The following is a 16,540-nucleotide window of genomic DNA, read 5'->3' on the forward strand; positions in this document are numbered from 1 at the left end:
TCGAGGCCACTGCCATGCTGTCGCTTGCCCCCCTGGTCACCGGCCTCGAGCGCTGGTTCTTCGCCCACCGCGCTGTCACGCTGGCCTTTCTCGCCGCCGTGACGGCGGTGATGGGCTGGTTCGCCCTGCAGCTGAAGATGGACGCCGGCTTCGAGAAGCAGATGCCGGTCGGCCACGAGTACATCCGGACCTTCCTCGAGTACCGCAACGACCTGCTGGGCGCCAACCGGCTCAACATCGTCGTCAAGGCGCGCGACCATGAGGGCCGCAAGGGCAGCATCTGGACGCCCGCGGCGCTCAAGCGCCTGTACGAGGTGACCCAGGCGGTGACCTTCCTGCCCAGCGTCGAGCGGCTGGGGGTGCAGTCGCTGTGGACGCCCAACAGCTTCGTCAACGAGATCACCGAAGAGGGCTTTCGGGCGGATCCGTTGATCGACGGCACGATCACCGCCGAGCAGCTCACGCCCGAGACCATCGCCACCATCCGCCGCGCGACGGCGCAGGGTGGCTTCGTCGGCACGCTGGTCGGGCGCGATGAGACGAGCGCGATGGTGACGGCCGAGCTGATCGAGTTCGACAAGGACGGCCGCAAGCTCGACTACATCGCCTACGACCGCCTGCTCGAAGAGCGCATCCGCGCGAAGTTCGAGGACGCCGACTTCGAGATCCAGATCATCGGCTTCGCCAAGCAGATCGGCGACATCGCCGACGGCGCGTCGGCCGTGCTCGAGTTCTGCGCGATCGCACTCGTGCTGACCGCGCTGGCGGTGTACTGGTACTGCCATTCGATCCGCTTCACGGTGCTGCCCATCGTCTGCTCGCTGACCTCGCTGGTCTGGCAGTTCGGTGCCTTGCGCCTGCTCGGCTACGGGCTGGACCCGCTGGCGGTGCTGGTGCCCTTCCTCGTGTTCGCGATCGGTGTGTCCCACGGTGTGCAGCAGATCAATTTCATCGTGCGCGAGATCGCCCACGGCAAGAGCTGCTTCGAGGCCTGCCGTGCCAGCTTCACGGGCCTGCTGATCCCGGGCACGCTGGCGCTGGTGACGGCCTTCGTCAGCTTCATCACGCTGATCCTGATCCCCATCCCGATGGTGCGCGAGCTGGCCATCACCGCCTCGCTGGGCGTGGCGTTCAAGATCGTCACCAACCTGGTCATGCTGCCGGTGGCGGCTTCGTACTTCGACATCGGCCGGGCCTATGCCGACAAGGCCATGCTCAAGCGCGACGCGCGCGCAGGCTGGCTGCGCACGCTGGCCCGGGTGGCCGAGCCGCGCAACGCGGCGGTGTGCCTGGGCATCGTCGCGGTGGTATTCGCCGCCGCGGTGTGGCAGAGCCGGGACCGCGTGGTGGGCACGCTGCAGCCCGGCGCACCCGAGCTGCGCGAGGATGCCCGGTTCAACCGCGATGCGGTGGCCATCGCCACCAACTACGACACGGGGCTGGATTGGCTGACCGTGGTGTTCGAGGCGAAGCCCACAAGCGACGCGAACGGCGACAGCGGCTTGTGCGAGAAGGTCGACATCGGCCTGTACCAGGACCGCTTCACCTGGGCCCTGCAGCCTGTCGAGGGCGTGCTGTCGGTAGCCTCGTTCTCCGGCCAGCTGCGCCTGTACAACGAGGGCTACAACGAGGGCCACCCGAAGATGGGGGTGGTGCCGATCGATGCGGCCAACTACGCCGCGCTGGCCACCGAGATCGCCCGCGTTCGCGGCACGATGCGCAAGGACTGCAGCATGACGGCGGTGCACGTGTTCCTCACCGACCACAAGGCCAGCACGATCCAGCGCGTCATCGCGGCGGTCAAGGCCTTCCGCAGCGAAGTCAAGGAGCCGGGTGTCACGGTCCGCCTGGCGGCCGGCAACGCGGGTGTGCTGGCGGCGATCAACGACGAGGTCGAGCGCAGCGAGCTGCCGATGATGCTGTACGTCTACGGCGCCATCGTGCTGCTGGTCTTCGCCGTCTACCGGGATTTCCGCGCCGTCCTGGCCTGCTGCCTGCCGCTGACCGTGGGTACCTTCATCGGCTACTGGTTCATGAAGGAGCTGCAGATCGGGCTGACGGTGGCCACGCTGCCGGTGATGGTGCTGGCGGTCGGCATCGGCGTCGACTACGCCTTCTACATCTACAACCGGCTGCAGCAACACCTGGCCGCCGGCCAGCCGATCGTGAAGGCGCTGGAGCACGCGATCCTGGAAGTCGGCATGGCGACCATCTTCACGGCGATCACGCTGGCCATCGGCGTGGCGACCTGGTCGTTCTCGGCGCTGAAGTTCCAGGCCGACATGGGCAAGCTGCTGGCTTTCATGTTCATGGTCAACATGGTGATGGCGATGACCGCGTTGCCGGCTTTCGCCGTCTGGCTGGAGCGCCTGTTCCCACGCAAGGGCCCGGTGCACGTGCCCGGCCTGGCGCATTGAACGAGAGGCGGGCATGTTGCAGACGATCAGACGAATCATCCTGGCCGGCGCCGCGGTGCTGGGCCCGTGGCACGCGGTTGCCGCGCAGGAGGCTGCCGGCCCGCGCGCCGTGCCGGCCGCCCGGGTGGCACACGCCGCGACGGCAGGCATGCTGGGCACTGCGCTGGCCGGTCAACGGGCCGTGGCCGTCGGCGACCACGGCGTGGTGCTGCTGTCCGACGATGGCGGCCAGCGCTGGCGGCAGGCCAGGGCGGTGCCGGTGGACAGCACCCTGACGGCGGTGAGCTTTGCCGACGCCGAGCACGGCTGGGCGGTCGGCCACGCCGGCGTGATCCTGGCGACACAGGACGGTGGCGAAACTTGGCGCCTGCAGCGTCGCGCCGCGCAGGAGGACCGGCCGCTGTTTGCCGTGCACATGTTCGACGCGCAACATGGCGTGGCGGTGGGCCTGTGGTCGCTGGTGCTGGTGACCGGCGACGCGGGCAAGACCTGGGACAGCGTTGCACTGTCGCCGCCCGAAGGCGCCAAGCGGGCCGACCTGAACCTGTTCTCGCTCTTCACCACGCCGACGGGCGAGCTGCTCGCCACCGCCGAACGCGGCATGCTGCTGCGCTCGACCGACCGTGGCCAGCACTGGGCCTACCTGGCCAGCGGCTACAAGGGCTCGTTCTGGGCCGGGGCCGCCGCCAGCGACGGCGTGCTGCTGGCCGCCGGGCTGCGTGGCTCGATCTTCCGCAGCGCCGACGACGGCAAGACCTGGGCACGCGTCGACAACCCCGGCAAGGCCTCGATCACCGCGCTGCTGGCAACCGGGCAGAACGTCCTGGCCCTGGGCCTGGACGGCAGCGTGCTGCGCAGCCAGGACGGTGGCGCCAGCTTCAACACCGAACAACGTGACGACCGTGCTGCACTGACCAGCGCGCTGCGCCTGGCCGACGGCCGCGAGCTGCTGTTCTCGCGGCAAGGGCCGCTGCCTGACCGACGCTGACGCGCGCGGCGACAACCCAAGGATTCGATGATGACGGACACACCCAAATACCCCACGCTGGCTTTGCACGTCGCTGGCCGCTGGATCACCCAGGCTTCCGGCGGCGAACGCTATGTCGTCAACCCGGCCGACGAGTCGCCGCTGGGCGTGCTGCCGCTGGCCGGCGCGGACGAACTCCACGCCGCGGCGCAGGCCGCTGAACGCGGCTTCCGCGTCTGGCGCCGCACGCTGGCGCAGGACCGCTACGTCGTCGTGCGCCGGGCGGCGCAGCTGTTGCGCGAACGGGCGCCGAACATCGCCCAGGTGCTGACGCTGGAGCAGGGCAAGCCGCTGGCCGAAGCGACGCGCGAGGTGCTGCTGTCGGCCGACATCATCGACTTCCAGGCCGAAGAGGCCAAGCGCCTGTACGGCCGGCTGGTGCCGCCGCGCGTCGCCGGCATCCTGTCGCAGGCCGTGACCCGCCAGCCGATCGGCCCGGTGGCCCTGTTCACGCCGTGGAACTTCCCGGCCAACCTGCCGGCGCGCAAGCTGGGCAGCGCGCTGGCCGCCGGCTGCAGCGTGGTGATCAAGCCGGCCGAAGAGACACCCGGCACCTGCATGCTGATCGTGCAGTGCTTCCTCGAGGCCGGCGTGCCGCCGGAGGCCTTGAACATGGTCTGCGGCGACCCGCCGCAGGTGTCCGAGACGCTGATCGGCCACCCGGCCATCCGCAAGGTGTCGTTCACCGGCTCGGTGGCGGTGGGCAAGCTGCTCGGCGAGCAGTGCGCGCGCGGCGTCAAGCGCTACACGCCCGAGCTGGGCGGGCATGCGCCGGTGGTCGTGTGCGAAGACGCCGATGTGGCCTTCGCGCTGAAGTCGTCGGTGGCGGCCAAGTACCGCAACGCGGGCCAGGTGTGCGCATCGCCGATCCGCTTCTACGTGCACCGCCGCCACCACGAGGCCTGGGTCGATGCTTTCGCGAAGGCCGCCTCGGCACTGCGCCTCGGGCCGGGGCTGGACCCGCAGACCCAGATGGGCCCGCTGGCGCACGTGCGCCGCATCGAGGACATGGAGCGCTTCGTCGACGAAGCCCTCACACAGGGCGCCCGGCTGCGCTGCGGCGGCCGGCGCGTGGACCGGGCCGGCTACTTCTTCGAGCCGACCGTCTTCACCGACGTGCCGGCCACAAGCCGCCTGGCGCATGAAGAGCCCTTCGGCCCGATCGCCACCATCGCCCCCTTCGACACCCTGGACGAGGCCATCGGCCTGGCCAACGACTCGGCCTACGGCCTGGGCGCTTATGCCTTCACGCGCGACCTCCTGACCGCGCACCGCTTGGGCGAAGAGATCGAGGCCGGCATGGTCGGCATCAACCACTTCGGCGTGTCGCAGCCCGAGATGCCCTTCGGCGGCTGGAAGGAAAGCGGCCATGGCCAGGAGATGGGCGCCGAGGGGCTGCTGGCCTACACCGACCTGAAGACCGTGATCGTGGGAGTACCGCAATGACCAAGAAGACCGACATCGACCAGCTCAAGCAGGACAACGCGCAGTACCTGTTCCACCCCATGGCCCACCCCGCGGCCATGCAGAAGAACCGGCCCGACATCATTTCCCGCGGCGAAGGCTGCTGGGTGTGGGACATCGACGGCCACAAGATGATCGACGGCGTGGCCGGGCTGTGGAGCTCCAACCTGGGCCACAGCAACAAGCGGGTCCGCGACGCGATCGTGGCGCAGCTCGACGAGCTGCCGTTCTACAACACCTTCCGCGGCACGACGCACCCGCGGGCGATCGAGCTGTCGGCGCGCATCGTCAAGACGATGGCGCCCGATGGCGTCGGCGCCGTGCTGTTCGGCAACGGTGGCTCGGATGCCGTCGAAGGTGCGCTGAAGATCGCGCGCCAGTACTGGAAGGTCCAGGGCCAGCCCGAGCGCACCAAGTTCATCAGCCTGAGGCAGGGCTACCACGGCGTGCACTTCGGTGGCATGAGCGTCAACGGCCTGGGCAACATCCGCCGTGCCTACGAGCCGCTGATGCCGGGCTGCTTCCACGTCGACACGCCCTGGCCGTACCACAACGCCTACTCCGAGGATCCCGAGGAGCTGGCCCGCATCTGCGCCGGCCTGCTCGAGCGCGAGATCCAGTTCCAGGGCGCCGACACGGTGGCCGCGTTCATTGCCGAGCCCATCCAGGGCTCGGCCGGCGTGATCGTGCCGCCGACCAGCTACTGGCCGCTGGTGCGCGAGGTGTGCGACCGGAACAACGTGCTGCTGATCGCCGACGAGGTGGTCACCGGCTTCGGCCGCTCGGGGGCGATGTTCGGCACCCGGCTGTGGGGCGTGAAGGCCGACATCTGGTGCCTGGCCAAGGGCATCAGCTCGGGCTACGTGCCGCTGGGCGCCACGGCCCTGGGCAAGAAGGTGTCCGAGGCCTTCCTGGCCGACGCCAACGGCCTGGCCACGGTGGCGCACGGCTACACCTACAGCGGCCATCCGGTGGCGGCCGCCGCCGCGCTGGCCACGCTGGACGAGATCGAGGAGAAGGACGTGGTCGGCAACGCGGCCCGGGTCGGCGCGCACTTCCAGCAGCGGCTGGCCGAGTTCGAGCGCAGGTTCAGCTTCGTCGGCGACGTGCGCGGCAAGGGGCTGATGGCCGGCATCGAGATGGTGTCCGACAAGGCCAGGCGCGTGCCGGTGCCGCGCAACAGCGACATCCCCCAGCGCGTGGCGCGCGAGGCCTACCGGCGCGGCGCGATGGTGCGCATCTCCGGTCCGAACATGATCCTGTCGCCGCCGCTGGTGATGACCCGCGAGGAGGTCGATCACCTGGTCGACATCCTCGAAGCCTCGTTCGCCGCCGTGCAGGCCACGCTGTAGGAGCGGCGCGATGAGCAGCAAGACGATCCTGCTGATCGGCACGGTCGACACCAAGAGCGACGAGGTCGCCTTCATGCGCGAGTGCATCGAGGGGGCCGGCGGCCGCGCGCTCGTGATGGATGTCGGCGTGCTGGGCCGCGGCGGCTTCGCGCCCGACATCCCCAACACCGAAGTGGCCCAGGCGGCCGGCGTGACGCTGGCGCAGATCATCGACGGCGGCGACGAGAACACGGCGATGACGCTGATGGCGCAAGGTGCCACGCTGCTGGCGACGCAGCTGCGTGCGCAGGGCCGCATCGACGGCCTGCTGGCGCTGGGCGGCACCATGGGGACGGACCTCGCGCTGGACGTGGCGAGCGCGCTGCCGCTCGGCTTCCCCAAGGTCGTGGTGTCGACGATCTCGTATTCGCCGCTGCTGCCGCCCGATCGCATTCCACCCGACCTGATCATGGTGCTGTGGGCCGGCGGCCTGTATGGCCTGAACGCGCTGTGCCGCTCGGCCTTGTCGCAGGCCGTCGGCGCGGTGATGGGCGCGGCGCGGTGCGTGGTGGCGCCGCGCTTCGAGCGGCCGCTGGTCGGCATGACCTCGCTCGGCTCCAGCGCCCTGACCTACATGAAGACGCTCAAGCCGGCGCTGGAGCAACGCGGCTTCGACCTCGCGGTCTTCCACGCCACCGGCATGGGCGGGCGCGCCTTCGAGGCGCTGGCGGCGCAAGGGCGCTTCGTCGCGGTGATGGACTTCTGCCTGCAGGAACTCGTCAACCACCTGGGCGGGTCCTGCGTGTCGGCCGGGGCCAACCGGTTGCGCGTGGCGGGCCGCGCGGGGGTGCCGCAGATCGTGGCGCCCGGGGCGACCGACATGCTCGACTTTCCCGCCTGGGGCGCAGCGCCGGCCAGCGCGGGCGACCGTCCGCGCCGCGACCACAACCGCCTGATCGCCTCGGTGTGCATCGACGCCGGGCAGCGCAGCGCGGTGGGCCGCGCCATCGGCGAGCGCCTGGCCGAGGCCACAGGCCCGACTTGCCTGCTGCTGCCCACGCAAGGGGTGGAGGGCTGGGACCGGCCGGGCCAGCCGTTGCACGACCCCGAGGGCCTGGCGGCCTTCGTCGAGTCGGCGCGGCGGCACGCCCCGCCGAATGTCGAGCTGGTGGAGTTGGACGCCCACATCAACGACCCCGCATTCGCCGACGCGGCCTTGCGCGTTTTCGACCAATGGGTGGCCGATGGCCGCATCTCGCGAGGGGCTGCGACATGACCCGCGCCCTGGTGCTCGACTTCGGCGGCGTGATCAGCCGCACCTTGTTCGAAACCCATGCCTTGAGCGAGCAAGCCCTCGGCCTGGCGCCCGGCACGCTCGCCTGGCGCGGCCCCTTCGACCCGGCCGGCGATGCGCTGTGGCGCGACATGCAGGCCGACAGGATCAGCGAGCGCGACTACTGGCTCACGCGGGCGCGCGAGGTCGGCCGCCTGCTGGGCGAAGACTGGGACCGCATGGAGACGCTGGTGCAGCGTGCGCGCGGCGCGGATGTCGAGGCGGTGATCCGGCCCGAGGCGGTGCTGGCCATCGACGCGGCAAGGGCCGCGGGCTGCAAGCTCGCCGTGCTGTCCAACGAGCTCGATCTCTTCTACGGCGCCGACTTCCGCCGCCGGCTGCCACTGATGGCGCAGTTCGACGTGGTGGTCGACGCCACCTACACCCACATCCTCAAGCCCGACCCGCGCGCCTATGCGCAGTGCGTGGCGGAGCTCGGCGTGAACGCCGGCGACTGCGTGTTCGTCGACGACCAGCTGCGCAACATCGAAGGCGGCCGGCGCGCCGGGCTGCAGGTCGTGCATTTCGACGTGATGCAACCTGCCCGCTCATATGCCGAGGCGCTGGCCTTGCTGGGCGTGCGGGCACCCGTGAATTCCCTGGAGAACCCATGACCGGATCATTCGACAACCGTGAGCGCATCGCCAGCCTCATGGCGGCCGAGCAGGCGCGCTACGCCGCCACCCATGCCCGCTCGGGCGAACTCTTCGCCCAGGGCCGGCAGCACTGGCTGTACGGTGCGCCGTCGCACTGGATGCGGCGCTGGATCGGCGGCTGGCCGATCTACATCCGCGACGAGGCGCGGCCCTACGGCGTGCGCTTCGGCGATGTCGATGGCAACGACTATGTGGACTTCTGCCTCGGCGACACCGGCGGCATGTGCGGCCACGGCCATCCGGCGGTGGTGGAGGCCATGGCCCGCCAGGCGCGCGTGGGCACCTCGCTGATGCTGCCCAGCGGCGACGCCGAGTGGGTGGGCGAGGAGTTGACCCGCCGTTTCGGCCTGCCGTACTGGACGCTGACCACCTCGGCCAGCGACGCCAACCGCGCCTGCATCCGCCTGGCCCGCATGATCACCGAGCGGCCCCGCGTGCTGGTGTTCTCGGGGGCCTACCACGGCAGCGTCGAAGAGGCCCACGTGGAGTTGCGCGATGGCGAGGTCCGCATGCGCAACAACATCCACCACAACTTCTTCCCGCACGACAAGCTGTCGCGCGTCGTCGAGTTCAACGACATCCCGGCGCTGGAGGCCGCGCTGCGCCAGGGCGACGTGGCCTGCGTGCTGGCCGAGCCGGCGATGACCAACTACGGGATGATCGCGCCGCAGCCGGGCTACCACGAGGCGCTGCGCCGCCTGACCCGCGAGACCGGCACGGTGCTGCTCATCGACGAGACCCACACCATCTCCAGCGGCCCGGGCGGCTACACCGCGCAACATGGCCTGGAACCCGACATGTTCGTGCTCGGCAAGGCGGTGGCCGGCGGCATCCCGGCGGCGGTGTTCGGCCTGTCGCAGGCGATGGCCGAGCGCGTGTGGCAGGTGCTGCCGCGCGTGCCGCCGACCGTGCGGCAGAGCGCACACGCCGGCTTCGGCGGCACGCTGGCCGGCAACGCGCTGACGGTGGCGGTGATGCGCGCCGTGCTGTCGCAGGTGCTCACCGGCGAGGCCTTCGAGCGCATGCTGGGCCTGGCCGATCGCCTGCAGCGCGGCGTCAACGGCAGCATCGCCCGGCGTGGCCTGCCCTGGCACGCCACGCGGGTCGGCGCACGGGTCGAAACGCTGTTCGCGCCGGACGAGCCGCGCAACGCCACCGACGTGAAGCGCCACCGCGACGCCGAGCTCGAGGCCTTGCTGCACCTGTTCCTGATGAACCGCGGCGTGCTGATCACCCCCTTCCACAACATGATGCTGTGCTGCTCCGGCACCACGGCCGACGACGTGGACCGGCACAACGAAGCCTTCGACCAGCTGGTCACGGAGCTGGTGAAGTGAGGCCCGATCCGTTCTCGCTCCAAGGCAAGGTGGCCCTGGTCACCGGCGGTGGGCGCGGTATCGGCGCCGCCATCGCTGCGGTCTTCGCCGAGGCCGGCGCGAGTGTGCTGATTGCCAACCGCACGGCCGACGCCGGTGCCGCGGTCGCCGCGGCGATTCGTGATGGCGGCGGCATCGCGGAATCCATCGGCTGCGACATCGGCCGGCGCGTCGAGGCCGAGCGCGCGGTGGCCGAGACGGTGCAGCGCTTCGGCGGGCTCGACATCGTCGTGCACAACGCGGCTGTCAACCCGTGGGCGCGCATCGAGGCGGTGAGCGACGACGCGCTGGAGCAGACGCTGGCCGTCAACCTGAAGGCCTGCTTCTGGCTCACGCAGGCCGCGCTGCCGCACTGGCGGGCGCGCAGGGCCGGGCGCATGCTGGTCACCTCGTCGGTCACCGGGCCGCGCGTGGCCATGCCCGGCAGCGCGCCCTATGCCGCCAGCAAGGCCGGCGTCAACGGCTTCATCCGCAGCGCGGCGCTGGAGCTGGCGGCCGAGCGCATCACCGTCAACGGCGTCGAGCCGGGCTACATCGCCAAGCAGGGCGGCTCGCTGCTGTCCGACCCCGAGCGCGCCGCACGCATCGCTCGCCACATTCCGGCCGGCGAGCTGGGCCGTCCCGACGACATCGCCCACGCGATGCGCTACCTCGCCAGCGACGCGGCCCGCTACGTCACCGGCCAGACCATCGTCGTCGATGGTGGCTCCACGCTGCCCGAGAGCCCTACATTCAACGAAGCCTGAGCGGAATTCACCATGACCCTCGAAGAACGCACCAACGCCCACCTGACCCGGGGCGTCGTCGGCTTCCCGACCGCACTGGCCACCTCGGTCGGCGTGGTCATGGCCAGCCCGGTGATCCTCACCGCGACCACCGGCTTCTCGATCGGCGGCTGGGTGTTCGTGATCGCGATGCTGATCGCCTTCGGCCTGATGCTCGCGCAGGCCTCGACCTTTGCCGAGGCCGCCACCACGCTGCCGACGGCGGGCTCGGTCTACGACTACATCGCCTGCGGCTGCGGCCGCTTCTTCGCGATCACCGGCACGATCTCGGCCTACATGCTGGTGCACGTGTTCGCCGGCACGGCCGAGACCATTCTCTCGGGCGTGATGGCGACGGTGAACTTCCCCGCGCTGCACGGCATGCTGGCCGAGCACGACGCGACCTGGGCGGTGGGCGTGGGCCTGGTGACGCTGTTCGCGGTGCTCAACTACTTCGGCATCACGGCCTTCGCCCGGGTCGAGGTGGTGCTGACCTTCTGCATGTGGGTCACGCTGATGATCTTCGGGGTGCTGGGCGTGTCGATGACGGCGCACGTGCAGCTCGACGGCTGGTTCGGCGCCTCCCACGTCGGCACCGACGTGTACACCGTGCTGTCGCTCGTCGGCCTGGCGATGTTCATGTTCCTGGGTGTCGAGTTCGTCACCCCGCTGGCGCCGGACCTGCGCCACGCCCAGCGCTCGATCCCGCGCGCGATGTTCGTCGGCCTGTGCCTCGTGTCGCTGTGCATGCTGATCTGGGGCGCCGCCGTGCAGCGCCAGGTGCCGAACACGCCGCTGGACGCCAAGGGCCTGGTCCACCTGCTGGAGACGCCCGATGCTATCCCGGCCTTTGCGGAGCAGGTGCTCGGCCCCTTCGGCCGCATCTGGCTGGGCGTGGCCTTCCTGCTCGCCGGCGCGGCGACGATCAACACCTTGATGGCGAGTCTGCCGCGCATCCTGTACGGCATGGCGGTGGACGGCGCGCTGCCCAAGGCCTTCGCCTACCTGCACCCGAAGTACCGCAGCCCGGTGGTCGGCATCGTGGTCTCCGCAATCATCCCGATCGCCCACGTGGTCTACATCCATGGCGACCTCGACCGCATCCTGCCGCTGGTGCTGGCGGCCGTCTGCGCCTGGGGCACGGCCTACCTGCTGGTGAACCTGTCGGTGGTGCTGCTGCGCATCCGCCGACCCGAGTTGGCGCGCGCCTACCGCTCGCCGTGGTTCCCCTTGCCGCAGCTCGTGGCGTCGGTGGGCATCCTGGTGGCGATCTGGTACATCACGCCGCCGAACATGAACCCGCGCGACATCTACGTGCCCTTCGGCGTGATGCTCGGTGCGACGGCGCTGTATGCGCTGGTGTGGACGCTGTTCGTGCAGCGCCGCCCCCTGTTCACGCCGGCGGGGGTGGAACTCGTGATGGAAGAGGAGTTCCGTCGCGTCGAAGAGAGCGGGGTGTACCAGTGAACGCCCTCGCAGGAAAGGTCGCGCTGGTGTGCGGCGCGGCCACCGGCATCGGTGCGGCCGTGGTGCAGCGCTTCGCGGCCGAAGGCGCCGCGGTGGTGGCCTGTGGCGTGCCGATGCCGCCCTTCGAGGGCGCGCTGGCATGCGACGTGACCGACGACGCGCAGGTGCGGGCGGCGGTCGCCGCCACGCTGGAGCGCCACGGCCGCATCGACGTGCTGGTCAACGCGGCCGGCGTGATCGTCAACGACGACGCGGCCGAGATCGACGACGCGGTCTGGTCACGCCAGCACGAGATCAACCTCGCCGGCACGATGCGCACGATGCGCGCGGTGCTGCCCGGCATGCTGGAACGGCGATCGGGCGCGGTGGTGAACATCGCGTCGGTCGCGGCCTTCAACGCCGGCGCCGGCTCGGCGAGCTATGCTGCCAGCAAGGCCGGCGTGGTGGCGCTGACCCGGTCGGCGGCGCAGGCCTACGGCGCACGCGGCGTGCGGGTCAACGCCCTGTGCCCGGGCTGGGTGGACACACCCATGGCCGCCCGCGAGATGCAGGACCTGGCACGCGAGCTGGGCGTCGACGAGGCCCAGGCGCGCGAGCGCACCGTGGCGCGCATCGCGCTCGCTCGCATGGCCCGGCCCGAGGAGATGGCCGCGGCCTGCCTGTTCCTCGCCAGCGACGAGGCCTCGTTCATCACCGGCACGGCCCTGGTGGCCGACGGCGGTGCACGGGTGGCGGCGGCGGCGCGCGGGGTCTGATCGACGGCGCTGGCCCGTCAGGCTTCGTCGGCCGGCGCCTGGCCCGGGCCGAGCCGCTCGATCAGCTCGTCCAGCATGGTGTAGCAGGCGGCGATGAACTCGGTTCCCATGCGCTCTTCGATCTGCCGGTAGGTCGCCTCGATGTCGGGCGCCAGGCGGGCGGCCAGCGCATGGCTTTCGGCCGTGAGCGACACCCGCAGGCGGCGCTGGTCGTGGTCGAGCCGCTGGCGCGTCACCAGGCCCAGGCCTTCCATGCGCGCCAGGATGCCGGCCATGCTGGGGCTGGAGATGCCGCACAGCGCGCCGATCTGGCGCGGCTCCAGCGGGCCGGATTCGAGCAACGCGCGCACGATGCGCCACTGCTGCTCGGTCACGCCATTGGCGTTGAGGATGGGGCGGAACCGCGCGAGCACGCTCTCGCGTGCCTGCAGCAGCAGCAGCGGCAGGTTGCGATGGGCAAAGGCGGCGGGGGCCTTGCTGCGGTTTCGCGGTGCGGTGCTTGACATGCTCACATATTAGCAAATACATTGCTAACATCTTAGTGAATAGCGGGTCTCGGTGAACACATTCCTGCCTGGCCTGTCGTCGGTCCCGATGTCTCCGTGGCGCTTGTCGGGTGTCGTCTACGGCACGCTGATGAACGATCTCGATGCGCTCGCGGCGCTCGGTGAGGCGTTGCACCAGCCGCCGTACAAGGCGCCGCCGAAGGCGCCGGTGCTTGGGCTGAAGCCGCGCAACACGCTGGCCGCCTCGGGGGCGGAGGTCGTGGTGCCTGCGGGCTTCGAAGGGTTCGAGGTCGGTGCCGCGCTGGGCCTGGTGATCGGGCGGACGGCCTGCCACGTGGCCCGACACCAGGCGCTGGCGCATCTCGCGGGCTACATTGTCGTGGCCGACCTGAGCCTGCCGTGCGAGAGCCACTACCGGCCCGCGCTGCGCTTCAGGGCGCGCGACGGCAGCTGCCTCGTCGGCCCCGAGGTCGTGGCGCGCGATGCGGTGTCCGACCCCGACGCGCTGGACATCACCGTCAGCGTCGACGGCCGGGTGGCGCAACGTGCCAGCACCTCGCGCATGCAGCGCGGCGCAGCGCGGCTGCTGGCCGACGTGAGCGAGTTCATGACCTTGCGCCCGGGCGACATCCTGCTGCTGGGCGTGCCGGCCGGTGCGCCGTTGGCCGGCCCCGGCCAGCACATCGCGGTCGAGATCGCCGGCGTGGGCCGGGTCGACGCCTCGCTGGTGCAGGCCCCGGGGGCACCGTCATGAAGACCGCCCGCGTGGCCTATGGAGGCGCCTTGCACGAGGCCGTGCCCCACGCCGAAGGACTGCAGCTCGAAGACGGCCGCGTGCTGGCCGAAGACGCGGTGGTGTGGCTGCCGCCGTTCGAGGTGGGCACGGTGATCGCGCTGGGCCTGAACTATGCCGACCATGTGAAGGAGCTGGCCCGGGAGCTGACCGTCTCCACCCAGGATGAGCCGCTGGCCTTCCTGAAAGGCCCGGGCGCATTGATCGGCCACCGAGGCTTCACGCGCCGACCGGCCGACGTGGCCTTCATGCACTACGAGTGCGAGCTGGCGGTGGTGATCGGCCGCACTGCGCAGCGCGTGAAGCGCGCCGATGCGATGCAGCACGTGGCGGGCTACACGGTGTGCAACGACTACGCGATCCGCGACTACCTGGAGAACTGGTACCGGCCCAACCTGCAGGTCAAGAACCGCGACGGCTGCACCGTGCTCGGCCCCTGGTTCGTCGACGCCGCCGATGTGCCGGACCCGCACGACCTGGCCCTGCGCACGCTGGTCAACGGCCAGCTGACGCAGCAGGGGCACACCGGCAACATGGTCAACGACATCCCGGCGCTGATCGAATACCTCAGCGGCTTCATGACCCTGCAGGCTGGTGACGTGATCCTCACCGGCACGCCCGACGGGGTGGTCAACGTGAACGTCGGCGACGAGGTGGTGACCGAGATCGACGGCATCGGCCGGCTGATCAACACCATCGTCGGCGACGAGCCATTCGGACGACAAGGAACAACCCCATGCGCATCCAGCACCTGATCGGCGGCAAGCCGGTCGAAAGCCGCGACTATTTCGAAACGATCAACCCGGCCACGCAGGACGTGCTGGCCGAGGTTGCGTCCGGCGGCCAGGCCGAGGTCGACGCCGCGGTCGCCGCGGCCAAGGCGGCCTTCCCGGCGTGGGCCGGCCTGGCCGCCACCGAGCGCGCGCGGCTGATGCGACGGCTGGGTGACCTGATCGCCGCCCACGTGCCCGAGCTGGCGCGCACCGAGACCATGGACGCCGGCCAGGTGATCGCGCAGACCGGCAAGCAACTGGTCCCCCGTGCGGCCGACAACTTCCACTACTTCGCCGAGATGTGCACCCGCGTCGACGGCCACACCTACCCGACGCCGACACACCTGAACTACACGCTCTACCACCCGGTGGGCGTGTGCGCGCTGATCAGCCCGTGGAATGTGCCTTTCATGACCGCCACGTGGAAGGTGGCGCCGGCGCTGGCCTTTGGCAACACCGCGGTGCTGAAGATGAGCGAGCTGTCGCCGCTGACCGCTGCGCGCCTGGGCGAGCTGGCGCTGGAGGCTGGCATCCCGCCCGGCGTGCTCAACATCGTGCACGGCGACGGCGCCCAGGCCGGCGAGCCGCTGTGCCGGCACTCCGACGTGCGCGCCATCTCCTTCACCGGCTCCACCGCCACCGGCAATCGCATCGTGCAGGCCGCGGGGCTGAAGAAGTTCAGCATGGAGCTGGGCGGCAAGAGCCCGTTCGTGATCTTCGACGACGCCGACCTGGACCGCGCGCTGGATGCCGCGGTGTTCATGATCTTCAGCAACAACGGCGAGCGCTGCACGGCGGGCAGCCGCATCCTCGTGCAGCGGTCGATCTACGCCGACTTCGCGCAGAAGTTCGCCGAGCGCGCCCGGCGCATCACCGTGGGCGACCCGCTGGACGAGAAGACCATCGTCGGCCCGATGATCAGCACGGGCCACCTGGCCAAGGTGCGCGGCTACATCGAGCTGGGCACGAAAGAGGGCGCCACGCTGCTGTGCGGCGGGCTGGACGCACCGGATCTGCCCGCGCATGTCGCCAAGGGCAACTTCGTCCGGCCCACCGTGTTCGCCGACGTGGACAACCGCATGCGCATCGCGCAGGAGGAGATATTCGGGCCGGTGGCCTGCCTGATCGCCTTCGACGACGAAGCCGATGCGATTGCCAAGAGCAACGACATTGCCTACGGCCTGTCCAGCTACGTGTGGACCGAGAACATCGGCCGTGCGCACCGGGTGGCGGCGGCCATCGAGGCCGGCATGTGCTTCGTCAACAGCCAGAACGTGCGCGACCTGCGCCAGCCCTTTGGCGGCACCAAGGCCAGCGGCACCGGCCGCGAGGGCGGCACCTGGAGCTACGAGGTCTTCCTGGAGCCCAAGAACATCGCGGTGGCCATGGGCTCGCACCACATTCCTCACTGGGGAGACTGACCATGGGCCAACTTGCACTCGCTGCCAAGATCACGCACGTGCCCTCGATGTACTTGAGCGAGCTGGATGGCCCGCGCCAGGGCACGCGCCAGGACGCCATCGATGGACACCGCGAGATCGGGCGCCGCTGCCGCGAACTGGGCGTGGACACCATCGTCGTGTTCGACACCCACTGGCTCGTCAACGCGAATTACCACATCAACTGCGCGCCGCATTTCAAGGGCCAGTACACCAGCAACGAGCTGCCGCACTTCATCAGCAACATGGACTACGAGTTCCCGGGCAACCCGGAACTCGGCCAACTGCTGGCCCGCAGCTGCAACGAGATGGGCGTGGAAACGCTGGCCCACCACCGCACCACGCTGGGCCCCGAGTACGGCACGCTGGTGCCGATGCGCTACATGAACGAAGACCGGCACTTCAAGGTCGTCTCGGTCTCGGCGCTGTGCACCGTGCA

Annotated in this window: 14 protein-coding genes and 1 pseudogene; 14 read left to right on the forward strand and 1 reads right to left on the reverse strand. The window is 70.2% G+C overall.

The features are described 5' to 3' along the window. The first annotated feature begins 14 nt into the window (after positions 1-14). The 10 genes from VJ693_RS06875 to VJ693_RS06920 are packed head-to-tail and all read left to right on the forward strand — an operon-like array spanning position 15 to position 12,590. Positions 15-2,417, forward strand: coding sequence for an efflux RND transporter permease subunit (locus VJ693_RS06875; protein WP_324152771.1), 2,403 nt, complete (start codon positions 15-17; stop codon positions 2,415-2,417). 13 nt (positions 2,418-2,430) lie between these two features. Next, positions 2,431-3,405, forward strand: a complete 975-nt coding sequence (locus tag VJ693_RS06880; RefSeq protein ID WP_324152772.1) for a WD40/YVTN/BNR-like repeat-containing protein — start codon at positions 2,431-2,433, stop codon at positions 3,403-3,405. Positions 3,406-3,435: 30 nt separating this feature from the next. Further along, positions 3,436-4,890: an NAD-dependent succinate-semialdehyde dehydrogenase gene (locus VJ693_RS06885; protein WP_324152773.1), complete on the forward strand. Its 1,455-nt coding sequence runs from the start codon at positions 3,436-3,438 to the stop codon at positions 4,888-4,890. After that, positions 4,887-6,260, forward strand: a complete 1,374-nt coding sequence (locus VJ693_RS06890; RefSeq protein WP_324152774.1) for an aminotransferase class III-fold pyridoxal phosphate-dependent enzyme — start codon at positions 4,887-4,889, stop codon at positions 6,258-6,260. The genes VJ693_RS06885 and VJ693_RS06890 overlap by 4 nt, the downstream gene beginning before the upstream one ends. A gap of 10 nt (positions 6,261-6,270) precedes the next feature. After that, on the forward strand, positions 6,271-7,515 hold the full coding sequence (locus tag VJ693_RS06895) for a Tm-1-like ATP-binding domain-containing protein (protein ID WP_324152775.1): 1,245 nt from the start codon (positions 6,271-6,273) through the stop codon (positions 7,513-7,515). Then, positions 7,512-8,186 carry an HAD-IA family hydrolase gene (locus tag VJ693_RS06900; RefSeq protein WP_324152776.1) on the forward strand — a complete coding sequence of 225 codons (675 nt, stop codon included), beginning with the start codon at positions 7,512-7,514 and terminating at the stop codon, positions 8,184-8,186. The genes VJ693_RS06895 and VJ693_RS06900 overlap by 4 nt, the downstream gene beginning before the upstream one ends. Continuing rightward, positions 8,183-9,565, forward strand: coding sequence for an aspartate aminotransferase family protein (locus VJ693_RS06905; protein WP_324152777.1), 1,383 nt, complete (start codon positions 8,183-8,185; stop codon positions 9,563-9,565). The genes VJ693_RS06900 and VJ693_RS06905 overlap by 4 nt, the downstream gene beginning before the upstream one ends. After that, on the forward strand, positions 9,562-10,350 hold the full coding sequence (locus tag VJ693_RS06910; RefSeq protein WP_324152778.1) for an SDR family oxidoreductase: 789 nt from the start codon (positions 9,562-9,564) through the stop codon (positions 10,348-10,350). The genes VJ693_RS06905 and VJ693_RS06910 overlap by 4 nt, the downstream gene beginning before the upstream one ends. Positions 10,351-10,362: 12 nt before the next feature. Continuing rightward, the gene (locus VJ693_RS06915) at positions 10,363-11,835 is read left to right on the forward strand and encodes an APC family permease (protein ID WP_324152779.1); all 1,473 of its coding nucleotides are present in this window, start codon (positions 10,363-10,365) and stop codon (positions 11,833-11,835) included. Next, positions 11,832-12,590, forward strand: coding sequence for an SDR family oxidoreductase (locus VJ693_RS06920; protein WP_324152780.1), 759 nt, complete (start codon positions 11,832-11,834; stop codon positions 12,588-12,590). The genes VJ693_RS06915 and VJ693_RS06920 overlap by 4 nt, the downstream gene beginning before the upstream one ends. A 17-nt stretch (positions 12,591-12,607) precedes the next feature. On the opposite strand, the gene hpaR is transcribed toward VJ693_RS06920, so the two are convergent. Beyond that, positions 12,608-13,096, reverse strand: coding sequence for a homoprotocatechuate degradation operon regulator HpaR (gene hpaR / locus VJ693_RS06925; RefSeq protein ID WP_324152781.1), 489 nt, complete (start codon positions 13,094-13,096; stop codon positions 12,608-12,610). A gap of 52 nt (positions 13,097-13,148) precedes the next feature. Between hpaR and VJ693_RS06930 the strand changes: the two genes are divergently transcribed. From VJ693_RS06930 to VJ693_RS06945, 4 genes and pseudogenes are all read left to right on the forward strand, one after another. Continuing rightward, the gene (locus tag VJ693_RS06930) at positions 13,149-13,850 is read left to right on the forward strand and encodes a fumarylacetoacetate hydrolase family protein (protein ID WP_324152782.1); all 702 of its coding nucleotides are present in this window, start codon (positions 13,149-13,151) and stop codon (positions 13,848-13,850) included. Next, positions 13,847-14,644, forward strand: coding sequence for a fumarylacetoacetate hydrolase family protein (locus tag VJ693_RS06935; RefSeq protein WP_324152783.1), 798 nt, complete (start codon positions 13,847-13,849; stop codon positions 14,642-14,644). Before VJ693_RS06930 ends, VJ693_RS06935 begins: the two co-directional genes overlap by 4 nt. Further along, on the forward strand, positions 14,626-16,083 hold the full coding sequence (gene hpaE, locus VJ693_RS06940; RefSeq protein WP_324152784.1) for a 5-carboxymethyl-2-hydroxymuconate semialdehyde dehydrogenase: 1,458 nt from the start codon (positions 14,626-14,628) through the stop codon (positions 16,081-16,083). Before VJ693_RS06935 ends, hpaE begins: the two co-directional genes overlap by 19 nt. A 2-nt stretch (positions 16,084-16,085) precedes the next feature. Next, positions 16,086-16,540, forward strand: a pseudogene (locus VJ693_RS06945) (3,4-dihydroxyphenylacetate 2,3-dioxygenase); the annotation flags it as partial.

This window comes from Ideonella sp. (assembly GCF_035254525.1).
Taxonomy (GTDB): domain Bacteria; phylum Pseudomonadota; class Gammaproteobacteria; order Burkholderiales; family Burkholderiaceae_C; genus Ideonella.